Origin of the sequence: Terrisporobacter hibernicus (assembly GCF_020809405.1) — a bacterium.
GTDB lineage: Bacteria > Bacillota > Clostridia > Peptostreptococcales > Peptostreptococcaceae > Terrisporobacter > Terrisporobacter petrolearius.
On record NZ_CP081135.1, the window covers coordinates 2583079 to 2595405 of the forward strand.

Here is a 12327-nt window from a genome sequence, read left to right on the forward strand (position 1 = left end):
AGTAGTTTATGAGCAAAAATTATAATTACACAATATCTAAAGAAGGGGAAGAGTTCATATTAAATTTAAATATGTATTTAATAAGTACAGGAAAAAGTGAAAATGAGATTAAGGAGTTTATCGCTGAAGCAGAAGAGCATTTAATGCTTGGAGAGAAAGAAGGGAAAAGCGTAGAAGATATTTTTGGTAATTCACCTGAAGAATATGCTAAATCTGTGGCTGAGGAACTATCTTTTAGTAAAAAAGAATTAATAGAAACAGTCTTAATGCTTATTTTAGGTTTTGGAACATGGATATTTTTAAGTGGAATAAAAAGTGGAATAGTTACTATGTCCATTATGGAAGCGATATTAACTCCCTTAGACTATATAATTATGACTGTTTTATTAGTGATTTTAGCTAGAAAATTTGCATTTAAGGATAAAAAATTTACTATAGGAATATTTGTATTATTTTTCATGAATATAGTAACTATGGTTATTATAGGACTAATAGGAAGAAACATGGAACAATCTATAGTTATTAATAAATCAATAGTAAGTATAATGATTGGTGTTTTATTTATAGCATGTTTTGTTGTATCAAAAAAAATAGATACGTGGTATTTAATGATGCCATTTTTAATGTACATTCCTTCCATAATAGAAAGTTTTACAAATATTAGCTTTGGAAAGAATCTTTTAGTTCCTATTATTCCATACTTACTATGTATTGCTTTATGTATATTTGAATCAAGAAGAGTAACAAAGTCAAATGATTAGTCATTGGCAAATAAAAATCTTAAGCTTTTATAGCTTAAGATTCTTTATTATATTGATTTATTTAATTCGTTTAAATAGCTTAACTCTCTTAATATAATCATAATACTACTTAATATTATCTTAGTATTAATATCTTTAGACATGCTTATTCCTTGTTCAATATGATTGATTTTTGTACTAACATCTTCATTAGAGCAATAAATTAGGTTATTTAAATCATTTAAGATTTCCTTTTGGTTTTGGAACTTTATTTTGCCCCTTAATATTAACATATAAAGTTCATAAATACTTGTAGTGAGAAATCTTCTTCCACTAATTATTTGACTATAATGTGGCGAGTTTGTCATTTTTTCATTGGTTCTTGCTTTTGCATCTATTAAAGAAGTTAAAATAATTAGATTTTTCATAGTTGTAGGTTGCTTATTTCCCTCTATCAAATTTTTCACTTCTTTAAGCATAGATATAATAGTTTCATGATACATATTTTTAAGTTGTATCATAGAGTCTTTTACTTTGTAAGGGAAAATATATTTGTTGGCTAATAGGGCAATTACTGTACCAACTAAAACAAATAAAATTCTATTTATTGTAAGAACCTTCACATTTCCAACTAAAGCTGCTGAACCTATTGCAGAAATTGTGACAAATATAGTTGCATATTTATATTCAGTAGCGTATCCGTTTAGATATCCAGCTATAAGTACTATTAACATTCTTGCTGTTGGGTCTTTGAAAATAGTAAACAATGCAAATATAATAAGGGCACCAATTAATGTAGCAAATAATCTATCTTTAGTCTTAGATTTTGACACTTCATATAAAGGATTTATTAAAGAAAATAAAGTAAATAAAATCCATCTACCTTCTGATAAGTCAAAATACTGTATAATAAATGAACCAATACTTATACAAATAGCAACTCTTATAGCATAGCAAAATCTTATGGATTTTCTATCTGTAAGGAATAATTTTATTTTACTATCTGAGAAAAGTTCAGATATTTCATGAGATCTATTTACAAGATTATACTGTTTTTTATCTAGCAGTTCTAAAGATTCTATAGTATCAGATAATAAAATCATACTATCTAGCAATTGTAAATTTAACAAGTCATTTGTATTTTTTTGCTCACAAATTTTTAATAGTTTCTCCATGTAAATGGAAATATTATTTTCATTAATATTATCATCAGAATTAATAAGAAGCATTTTAACTTCTTTTATTAAAAATTCTAAAGTATTTAATATATCCTCATCTATAATGTTTAAATCAATATCATGAATCATAGTATGTATACTTTCAAGTGCAACTGATAAATTTAATTTTAGTCGTCCTTCTTCTGTCAAATAATAGTTATGTTCTCTTTTGTCATAAACCATAGTTCTAAAAGCATCTATAGACTGATTTACCTTTTCTATACCATCATCAACTAAATCATATTGTTCTTTATATTCAATTTTATTTTCTATAGAATCACATACATTTTCTAGCAATTTATTTCCTGATTTTGATAACTTATTATTATTGACTAAAATTTGTGTAAGTACAATAACTAAAGCTCCAGAAATTAAGGCAAGAATTCTAACAAGAAAACCCTTGCTATCTACTGGATTTGATAATAAAAATATATATTGTAATGTAAATGGTATATATAGTGGATTTCTAAAATTATAGCAAAAATTATAGCTAACTATAAATAGGGTAAAAAAGTTAAGTAGAACTCCTAAATACATATTGGAAATCACTAAATAAGAACTAATACCAATCAATAAATTAATAAGTATAAGCTTTATAGCGCTTCGTACAGGAGACAATGTTAAGTCTTGGTCTAAAAACATTAGTGTGGCTGTTATGGTAGAAACACCAATTAAAGTATTTTCTTCACCAAATATTAGTTTAAATATAACTACAAAAAATACTACAAAAACAAAGGTAGATGTTTTTAAGATTATTAATTTTTTGTTCATAATGTTCTCCTCCTAGTAGTATTTTTTATATTTTTTGTTTTATTATTCTCTTTAATTAATGAGATTTTAAATATTAATAAATTAAATGTAAATAATAAGTATAAGTTGATAATTCTAACAAAAAGTTTTTTAGCATTTTGGCATAGAAATAAATTGTAATATGTATTTATAAAATACGTAAGTTATGTTAAAATGAAGAGATTAGACAAAGAAATCGTACTGATAGTAATAATAGGAGGCACGAAATGAATAATAACGTAACGATAAAAGATGTTGCGAAACTGGCTGGTGTATCCATATCAACAGTTTCAAGAGTTATAAATGATTCAAAACCAGTAACGGACGAAGTTAAACAAAGGGTTTTAGAAGTAATTAAAGAAACAGGTTATGTACCTAATCCTCTTGCTAGGAGCTTAGTTACTAAAAAAAGTAAATTAATAGGAGTCATAGTTCCGGAAGTATCAGACTCTTTTGTTAATGAAATATTGAACGGAATAGAAGCAGTTGCTAAGATGTATGACTACGATATACTTTTAGTGAATACTTATTCAGATAAAGAGCAAGAACTAGATAGTATAAGACTACTTAAAACTAAGCAAGTTGAAGGTATAGTTATGATATCTTGGATATTAGATGAAGATCATGTAAACTTTATGAAAGAAAGTCGTATTCCTGCAGTGTACATAAGTAAAACAGCAAGAGATTATGACATATATAGTGTAAGTACAAGTAACGAAAAAGCTACTTACGACATGACTAAGTATTTAATAGAAAGTAATCACAAAGAAATAGCATTAATCATGACTAGTAAGGAAGATACTATACTAGAAATAGAAAGAAGAACAGGTTATGAAGCTGCTCTAAAAGATAACAATATATCAGTTAGAGATGAACTAATTAAGTATGGAAATACTGATTACGAGGGCGGATATAACTCAATGAAAGAGCTTATAGATGAAAAAATAATACCATCAGCAGTTTTTGTTACAGGTGATGAAGCAGCTGTTGGAGCAATAAATGCCATCTTTGATTCAGGTTACAGCGTTCCGGAAGATATTTCTGTAGCAGGATTTAACGATACAAAACTTGCAAAAATATATAGACCAAAATTGACAACAGTTTATCAACCATTATTCGATATGGGGGCAGTTTCAATAAGAGCTTTAATTAAAATAATAAATGGTGAATCTGTAGAAGAGAAGAAAATAGAATTACCATATCAAATTATGGAAAGAGAATCTGTAATAAAAAAATAGAAATTAAATATTAAAATCCAAGGGTGTATCTTTTTTGATACACCCTTTTTATATGTAAATTTCAGCTTTTAATTATATATTTGACAAAATAAAATGTGCATTTTTAAAAGGGGATTACCTAAATGATAGAAGTATATTTTCCTATATATTTTAATTTATATTTTAAATAAAAACATTATGGTAACATATGGAAGGAGACTTCTCGGAAAATGTAGAATATTTAGAATAAATATTATTTAACAATTTTTAGTATGTAGTATAAACAATAAGATTTAATTATAGGTTTTGGGGAGGTTTATATGAAAAAAATAATAATCGATGGCAATAGTCTTACATTAGATGATTTAGTAAATGTTGCTAGATACAATTTTCCTGTAGAAATAAGTAAAGAGGCTCTAGAAAAAGTGAAAACTTCTAGACAAATAGTTGACGACATAGTAGATGCAGGCCAAATATCTTATGGAATAACTACTGGATTTGGTAAGTTTTCTGATGTGGCAATATCAAAAGATGAGTGCAGACAATTGCAAACTAATCTTATAATGTCTCATTCATGTGGTGTGGGAAACCCCTTAAGTGAAGAAATCGTAAGAGCTATGATGCTACTTAGAGCAAATGCTTTATCTAAGGGATATTCGGGAGCAAGATGTGAAACTTTAGAAGTATTAACTTCTATGATAAACAAAGGAGTTCATCCAATAGTTCCAGAAAAAGGATCACTTGGCTCATCGGGAGATTTGGCCCCACTATCTCATATGGTACTTACTATGTTAGGCCTTGGAGAAGCCATTTATAAAGGTAAAAGAATGGAATCCAAAGATGCTATGGAAAAAGCAGGAATAAAACCTCTTGAGTACTTAGGTGCAAAAGAAGGTTTAGCATTAATAAACGGGACTCAATGTATGACTGCAGTTGGTGCGATAACTATTCATGATGCACTAAATTTAATGAAAACTGCTGATATATCTTTATGTTTAACAATGGAAGCATTAAATGGTATAACTTGTGCCATGGATGAAAGAGTTAATTTAGTCAGACCTCACAAAGGACAATTCAATACTGCAAAAAATGTGTTAACTATGGTGGAAGGTAGTGAAATGGTTACTAAGCAAGGGCAACTTAGAACTCAAGATGCATATTCTCTAAGATGTTCGCCACAAATACATGGAGCTAGCAAAGATGCCTTAGAATATGTAAAAAATAAATTAGAAATAGAAATGAACTCAGTTACAGACAATCCAATAATATTCCCAGGAGAAGATCAAAAAATAATTTCTGGAGGTAATTTTCATGGACAACCAATGGCTTTAAGTTTTGATTTCCTTGGAATTGCTTTGGCAGAAATGGCAAATATAGCAGAAAGAAGATTAGAAAAAATGGTAAATCCAGCTTTAAGTTATGGTTTACCAGCATTTTTAGTTAATCATGGTGGTTTAAACTCTGGATTTATGATAGTTCAGTATTCTGCAGCATCACTTGTTTCAGAAAATAAAGTTCTAGCTCATCCAGCAAGTGTAGACTCTATTCCTTCTTCTGCAAATCAAGAAGATCATGTTTCTATGGGAACAATAGCAGCTAGAAAAGCTAGAGATATTATGGATAATGTGAGAAAAGTTATTGCCATGGAAATACTAACAAGCGTTCAAGCAATAGACTTAAGAGGAAAGAAAAAATTAGGATTAGGAACAGAAGCTGCTTACAATATTGTAAGGGAACATACTCCGTTTATAGATAAAGATAGAATAATGTACAAAGATATAAATATTTGTGAAGACCTTATAAAAGACAATTTGATAGTTGAAGCTGTTGAAGAAGCTTTAGAACAAGAAATATTGTTATTTGAAGATATAGAAACAAAGGGACAGCTATCAGAAAATATATAGTTTTATAAAAAAATAAATTATATATTTATTCTGATTAAATAAACTTTTAAAGGGGAAATCGAAATGGAAAAGACTTTGAATTTTAATAATGAAGATATTAAAAATGCTATGACAATCAAATTAACTGACATACCTAAAGAAATACCCACATTTGAAAAAGGAATAAGAAGAGCTCCAAGAAGAGAAGCAAAACTAAGCAATGCTGATATAAAATTAGCTTTAAAAAATGCTTTAAGATATATACCAGAAGAGTATCATGAAGATTTAGCACCAGAATTTTTAGATGAATTAATGACTTATGGAAGAATCTATGGCTATAGATTTAGACCAGAAGAAAGGATTTATGGAAAGCCAATAGATGAGTATAAAGGAAGATGTACAGAGGGAAAAGCTTTTCAAGTTATGATAGATAACAATTTAGATTTTGATGTGGCACTTTATCCTTATGAACTTGTAACTTATGGTGAAACAGGTCAAGTATTCCAAAACTGGATGCAATATCAACTTGTAAAAAAATACTTGGAAGTTTTAACGCAGGACCAAACTTTAGTTATACAATCTGGTCATCCTGTAGGACTTTTCAAATCTAAACCAGATGCACCTAGAGTTATACTTACAAACTCACTTATGATAGGTATGTTCGATAATTTAGATGACTGGAAAAGAGCAACTGCCATAGGTGTGGCAAACTATGGTCAAATGACTGCAGGAGGATGGATGTACATAGGACCACAAGGGATAGTTCATGGAACTTACTCAACAGTATTAAATGCAGGAAGATTAAAACTTGGAATACCACAAAATGAAGATTTAAAAGGAAGATTATTTGTTACTTCAGGCCTTGGGGGAATGAGTGGTGCCCAAGGTAAAGCTGTAGAAATAGCAGGTGGTGTTGGAATAGTTGCAGAAGTTGATATATCTAGAATAAAAACTAGATTTGATCAAGGATGGGTAAGTGAAGTAAGTAATTCGCCAGAAGATGCTTTTAAACTTGCTAAGGAAAAAATGGATGCAAAAGAACCTTGCGCTATAGCTTTCCGTGGTAATATAGTTGATTTGCTTGAATATGCAGTAGATGAAAATATTCATATAGATTTATTGTCAGACCAAACTTCTTGTCATGCAGTTTATGATGGTGGTTATTGTCCTGTTGGAATTACTTTTGAACAAAGAACAGAATTACTAGCTCATGATCCACAGAAATTTGCTCGTTTAGTGGATGAAACATTAAGAAAACACTTTGAATTAATTAAGATATTACATGATAGGGGAGTTTACTTCTTTGATTATGGTAACAGTTTTATGAAAGCCGTTTATGATGCTGGATGCGAAGAAATTTCTAAAAATGGTGTAGACGAAAAAGACGGATTTATATTCCCATCTTATGTTGAAGATATTTTAGGTCCTCAATTATTTGATTATGGATATGGTCCATTTAGATGGGTTTGTTTAAGTGGTAAGCATGAAGATTTAGTTAAAACTGATGAAGCAGCTATGAGCTGTATAGATCCACAAAGGAGATATCAAGACAGAGATAACTGGATATGGATAAGAGATGCAGTTAAAAACAATCTTGTTGTGGGAACACAAGCAAGAATATTATATCAAGATGCTATGGGTAGAACAAACATTGCTCTTAAGTTCAATGATATGGTAAGACGTGGAGAAATAGGCCCAGTTATGATGGGAAGAGACCATCATGATGTATCAGGGACAGATTCACCATTTAGAGAAACTTCAAACATAAAAGATGGAAGTAATATAATGGCTGATATGGCTACTCACTGCTTTGCAGGAAACTGTGCTAGAGGAATGAGTTTAGTAGCTCTTCACAATGGTGGAGGAGTAGGAATTGGAAAATCTATAAATGGTGGTTTTGGTATGGTTCTTGATGGATCTCAGAGAGTTGATGATATACTAAGAACTTCTATGCCTTGGGATGTTATGAGTGGTGTTGCTAGACGTGCTTGGGCTAGAAATGAAAACTCTATAACTACAGTTATAGAATACAATAAAATGTGTGAAGGAAAAGACCATTTAACACTTCCATTTATAGCAGATGATGAAATGATTGAGGATTTAGTTGGAGATAAAATATTTGAATAAAAGCTTTATCCACTGAAGATATAAATCTTACTTAAAATTAATTAGGTTTATAAGGCAAAGTCTATGCAGTTTATTACTAGAAGTATAGACTTTGTTTATAAATATATAAAATATTAACTAAAATAATTATCGTAAATAGGAGGAAAAAAATATGGCAATAGTACAATGCGTACCAAATTTTAGTGAAGGTGTAGACTTAGAAAAAATAGAAAAAATAGTAAACCCACTTAGAGGAGTTCCAGGGGTTAAACTATTAAACTATGAAGCAGACAAAGACTATAATAGAGTAGTAGTTACTGTAATAGGTGAGCCACAAGCTGTAAAAAAAGCAGTTTTTGAAGCAATAGGTGTGGCATCAGAAGTTATAGATATGAACAATCATAAGGGACAACACTCTAGATTTGGAGCTTGTGATGTTTGTCCATTTATTCCTATAAAAGGAATGACTATGGAGGATGCAGTTGCTCTTTCAAAAGAATTAGGTGAAATGGTAGGACAATCTTACAATATACCAGTATTTCTTTATGAAGCTTCTGCAACAAAACCTGAAAGAGAAAACTTAGCAGTTGTTAGAAAAGGAGAGTACGAAGGTTTAGATGAAAAATTAAAAGATCCAGCTTGGGAGCCAGACTTTGGACCTGACAAAAAACACCCAACTGCTGGTGCCATAGCAATAGGAGCTAGAAAACCTCTTATAGCATATAATATAAACCTAGATACACCAAATATAGAAATAGCAAGTAAGATTGCAAAAACTATAAGACACTCTAGTGGTGGATATAGATATATAAAAGCAGGACCAGTAGAAGTTCCTGAAAGAAATATAACTCAAGTTACTATGAACTTAACTGATTATAGTAAAACTGCCATATATAGAGCTTTTGAAGCTGTAAAAATGGAAGCTAGAAGATATGGTGTAAATGTTACAGGAAGTGAAATAGTAGGACTTTGCCCAATGGAAGCTTTAATAGATACAGCAGCTTATTATTTAGGTCTGGAAAACTTCTCTTTAGACAAAGTACTATAATCTAGTTAAAGGGAGTAGATCAAAATGAAAATGGATTTAATTATAAAAAACATAGGAAAATTAGTTACTATGGAAGGTTCATTCTTGCCTAAAACAGGAAAGGAAATGAATGAGCTAACAATATTGGAAAATGCTTATATTGCAGTAGTTGAAGGTAAAATTTTCAAAGTTGGAACTGGTGAAGATTATAAAGCCTTAGTAGGAGAAAATACTATAATAGATGATGCAAGTGGAATGCTTGTGACTCCTGGTCTTGTTGACTCTCACACTCATTTAGTTCATGGAGGTTCTAGAGAAAATGAATTTTCAAAAAAACTAAATGGTGTACCTTATATTCAGATTTTACAAGAGGGTGGAGGAATTCTAAGCACAGTAAACTCTACAAAGAAAGCTACCTTTGATGAATTATATAAAAAAGCAAAAAAAAGTTTAGATAGAATGTTAGAGTTTGGCGTAACTACTGTGGAAGAAAAGAGTGGATATGGTCTAGAACTTGAAACAGAAGTTAAGCAACTTCAAGTGGCTCATAAATTAGACAAAGATCACCCTGTAGATTTAGTACATACATTTTTAGGAGCACATGCAGTACCAGTGGAATATAAGTCAAACAGTGATGCATATATTAAATTATTGGTGGAAGAAATTATGCCGAAAGTTAAAGAACTGGGTTTAGCTGAATTTTGCGATGTATTTTGTGAAGAAGGAGTATTTTCAGTGGAGGAAAGTGACTACATACTTAGCAAAGCAAAGGAAATGGGCTATAAATTAAAGATTCATGCTGATGAAATTGTTCCTATAGGTGGAGCAGAACTTGCTGCTAAGCTTGGGTGCATATCGGCAGATCATTTAATGGCTGCCAGTGAACAAGGCCTAAAAGACATGGCAGAGAAGGGTGTTATAGCAAATATTCTTCCAGGAACATCATTTAATCTAAATAAACCATCTGCAGATGGAAGAAAAATGATTGATTTAAATGTTCCAATAAGCTTATCAAGTGATTATAATCCAGGAAGTTGTCCAAGTGAAAACTTACAACTTGTAATGCAGCTTGGATGCTTAAATTTAAAAATGACGCCAAATGAAGTATTAACAGCAGTAACAATAAATGCAGCTCACTGTGTAGATAGAGCAACAGAAATAGGTTCTATTGAAGTAGGTAAAAAAGCTGATATTGCTGTATTTGATGCACCAAATGTGGAATATTTAATGTACCACTTTGGAATAAACCATATAGATAGGGTTTATAAAGAAGGAAGACTTGTGGTTAAAAACAAGCATGTAGTTTATTAAAACATTTCCAAAAGCATGAGCATGGAAATTTTTTAGGGGGATGTATATGAAATTAATAGATATGACAGTTACAAACTTTACAAATGAAGTAGATTCAAATTCGCCAGCACCAGGTGGTGGTTCAGTGGCTGCTCTTGCTTCTGATATAGGTATTGGTCTTTCTAGAATGATGGCTCATCTAAGCTTTGGTAAAAAGAAATACGAAGCTTTAGATCAGGCTGTAAAAGAAGAATTTGAAGTTAAGTTTAATAAATTGGGAAAAATAAGAGAAGAAATGAGTAAGCTTATAGATGAAGACACTCAGTCTTTCAATGAGTTTATGAAAGCTTTAAAAATGCCAAAGGATACTTTTAAACAAATAACAGAAAGACAACAGGCTATGGCTGATGCAACATTATACTCTATAAAAGTACCATATAAGACAGCTTCATTGTCATTAGACGCAATGAAAGAGTTAGAATTTTTAGTAGACAATGGAAACCAAAATGCTATTACTGACATTGGTGTGGGAACATTGATGCTTTGTACAGGGCTTGAGGGTGCCATACTAAATGTGAAAGTTAACCTTATGGGCTTAGAAAATAAAGAGCTTGCAAAAAAATATGCTGACAGTTGTGCAGAAATGTTAAAGCAAGGAAAAGAAGTAAGAGATAAAATATTAGATAAGGTACACGGTGCAATAGAATAATATAGAAAACCCATCCTTCAATTTAAGGATATAAGATGTAACTAGTAATCTAATGGAATAATATAAAAAATCCAACAATATAAATATTGTTGGATTTTTCTATTTATTGATAATTTAATTGTTAGAGGAGCTATCTCTAGATGATTTTTTAACTCTTTTAACTTTTTTAACCTTTTTCTTAGTAGCAGGTGTACTTTCTTCAACCTGGGTATTATTATTTTTATTAATAGACTTAGTCTTTTTAGTATTTTTCTTAACTTTTTCTTGTACTTCAGCATCTGTTATTTTATTCATTATAGTGTCAAGCTTCTCTTGCTGTTTTGGATCTAAGAAGTTTTTGAATTTAGAGACTACTTCATCTTTACCCTTTAAGTTTTTACCGATTTTTACAAGTTCATCAATAAGTTCATCCTCTGATTTTCCTTTATAACCTTCAGCTATTTTTTCAACTTTGTTTTTATCAATATTTTTCTCTTTAGCGAATTTTTCAAGAGTCTTTGGATCTACTTTCTTCATAGCAAACTCCTTTCCATATTACTTTTTATTTAGATTTGCAAACTATATGTTCAAATATTGTATATTTAGCCTAGTATTAATTAACTTATTATTTAATATATGCATAAGAGTTTTAATCGTGTTACTCTTCTAAAATAAATCTTTAATATAAGTATATTAAATAATAATAAAAAAATGATATGCTCCTTTTATAGTAGGCAGTTGAAATAGTAAAACTGTCACTGTGAAGGGAGCATATCATATATAAATTTTGATTAAATTATTTTCTATTAAAATGTAGGATTGAAAGATACTCTCTTTGAAACAGATAAGCCTATAGTGTAGGCCAATACTAATTTTATTAAATCTACAAAAGCGAAAGGAGCTACACAATATAGTATGCTTTGGTAAATTGTATTTCCAGTAATTGCTGAAAACATTAAAGTTCCTGTTATATAAACACTAATTAATCCTATTACTAGAGATAAAAAAATTACTATAGGTGATGAAAATTTCTCTTTGCCAAAACCTACTATATAAACCATTAAAGGAAGTCCTAATAAATATCCTCCTGTTGGTCCAAATAAAACACCTAAGCCAGCTGAAAATTGAGCAAATACTGGCAAGCCTATTCCGCCTAGTAATAAATAAATCAAAACAGAAATAGCACCTAATTTAGATCCTAGAATTAATCCTGTTACAGCTACAGCAAAAATTAACATAGTAAGTGGAACTGTTGTAAAAGGCAATGGTATTGAAATTTGAGCTAAAATTGATATTATAGCAGCAAAAAGAGCACAGAGTATAAGTTCTTTAGTTGAAAGTTTCATAATAATCCTCCTTAATAATTATTG

General features: G+C 30.1%; 10 protein-coding genes. 7 read left to right on the top strand and 3 right to left on the bottom strand.

The annotated features are described in order from the left end of the window. Positions 1–8: 8 nt before the first annotated feature. The gene (locus tag JW646_RS12565; protein ID WP_228415356.1) at positions 9–761 is read left to right on the top strand and encodes a hypothetical protein; all 753 of its coding nucleotides are present in this window, start codon (positions 9–11) and stop codon (positions 759–761) included. Positions 762–808: 47 nt separating this feature from the next. Here JW646_RS12565 and JW646_RS12570 read toward each other — a convergent pair whose 3' ends face one another. Then, the gene (locus JW646_RS12570) at positions 809–2728 is read right to left on the bottom strand and encodes an FUSC family protein (protein WP_228415357.1); all 1920 of its coding nucleotides are present in this window, start codon (positions 2726–2728) and stop codon (positions 809–811) included. A 245-nt stretch (positions 2729–2973) separates the two neighbouring features. Here JW646_RS12570 and JW646_RS12575 point away from each other — a divergent pair, with 245 nt between their 5' ends. The 6 genes from JW646_RS12575 (at position 2974) to JW646_RS12600 (ending at position 10978) form a co-directional block, all read left to right on the top strand. Further along, positions 2974–3984: a LacI family DNA-binding transcriptional regulator gene (locus JW646_RS12575; RefSeq protein WP_074914602.1), complete on the top strand. Its 1011-nt coding sequence runs from the start codon at positions 2974–2976 to the stop codon at positions 3982–3984. Positions 3985–4283: 299 nt separating this feature from the next. Next, on the top strand, positions 4284–5867 hold the full coding sequence (hutH, locus tag JW646_RS12580; protein ID WP_074914605.1) for a histidine ammonia-lyase: 1584 nt from the start codon (positions 4284–4286) through the stop codon (positions 5865–5867). A gap of 63 nt (positions 5868–5930) precedes the next feature. Continuing rightward, positions 5931–7973 carry a urocanate hydratase gene (locus tag JW646_RS12585; protein WP_228415358.1) on the top strand — a complete coding sequence of 681 codons (2043 nt, stop codon included), beginning with the start codon at positions 5931–5933 and terminating at the stop codon, positions 7971–7973. A 151-nt stretch (positions 7974–8124) separates the two neighbouring features. Further along, positions 8125–9000, top strand: a complete 876-nt coding sequence (gene ftcD, locus JW646_RS12590) for a glutamate formimidoyltransferase (RefSeq protein WP_228415359.1) — start codon at positions 8125–8127, stop codon at positions 8998–9000. A gap of 24 nt (positions 9001–9024) precedes the next feature. After that, positions 9025–10290, top strand: a complete 1266-nt coding sequence (gene hutI, locus JW646_RS12595; protein WP_228415360.1) for an imidazolonepropionase — start codon at positions 9025–9027, stop codon at positions 10288–10290. Between the two features lie 46 nt (positions 10291–10336). After that, positions 10337–10978, top strand: a complete 642-nt coding sequence (locus JW646_RS12600; RefSeq protein WP_074914613.1) for a cyclodeaminase/cyclohydrolase family protein — start codon at positions 10337–10339, stop codon at positions 10976–10978. Positions 10979–11092: 114 nt separating this feature from the next. Here JW646_RS12600 and JW646_RS12605 read toward each other — a convergent pair whose 3' ends face one another. Both JW646_RS12605 and JW646_RS12610 read right to left on the bottom strand, forming a co-directional pair. Further along, positions 11093–11494 carry a hypothetical protein gene (locus tag JW646_RS12605; protein WP_074914615.1) on the bottom strand — a complete coding sequence of 134 codons (402 nt, stop codon included), beginning with the start codon at positions 11492–11494 and terminating at the stop codon, positions 11093–11095. 269 nt (positions 11495–11763) lie between these two features. Continuing rightward, positions 11764–12303, bottom strand: coding sequence for a biotin transporter BioY (locus JW646_RS12610; protein ID WP_228415361.1), 540 nt, complete (start codon positions 12301–12303; stop codon positions 11764–11766). Positions 12304–12327 lie beyond the last annotated feature (24 nt).

What these genes read in the sequence shown, in the direction of transcription:
- JW646_RS12565 (WP_228415356.1), top strand. Translation starts at nt 9, where the DNA reads ATGAGCAAAAATTATAATTACACAATATCTAAAGAAGGGGAAGAGTTC.
- JW646_RS12570 (WP_228415357.1), bottom strand. Translation starts at nt 2,728, where the DNA reads ATGAACAAAAAATTAATAATCTTAAAAACATCTACCTTTGTTTTTGTA.
- JW646_RS12575 (WP_074914602.1), top strand. Translation starts at nt 2,974, where the DNA reads ATGAATAATAACGTAACGATAAAAGATGTTGCGAAACTGGCTGGTGTA.
- hutH (WP_074914605.1), top strand. Translation starts at nt 4,284, where the DNA reads ATGAAAAAAATAATAATCGATGGCAATAGTCTTACATTAGATGATTTA.
- JW646_RS12585 (WP_228415358.1), top strand. Translation starts at nt 5,931, where the DNA reads ATGGAAAAGACTTTGAATTTTAATAATGAAGATATTAAAAATGCTATG.
- ftcD (WP_228415359.1), top strand. Translation starts at nt 8,125, where the DNA reads ATGGCAATAGTACAATGCGTACCAAATTTTAGTGAAGGTGTAGACTTA.
- hutI (WP_228415360.1), top strand. Translation starts at nt 9,025, where the DNA reads ATGAAAATGGATTTAATTATAAAAAACATAGGAAAATTAGTTACTATG.
- JW646_RS12600 (WP_074914613.1), top strand. Translation starts at nt 10,337, where the DNA reads ATGAAATTAATAGATATGACAGTTACAAACTTTACAAATGAAGTAGAT.
- JW646_RS12605 (WP_074914615.1), bottom strand. Translation starts at nt 11,494, where the DNA reads ATGAAGAAAGTAGATCCAAAGACTCTTGAAAAATTCGCTAAAGAGAAA.
- JW646_RS12610 (WP_228415361.1), bottom strand. Translation starts at nt 12,303, where the DNA reads ATGAAACTTTCAACTAAAGAACTTATACTCTGTGCTCTTTTTGCTGCT.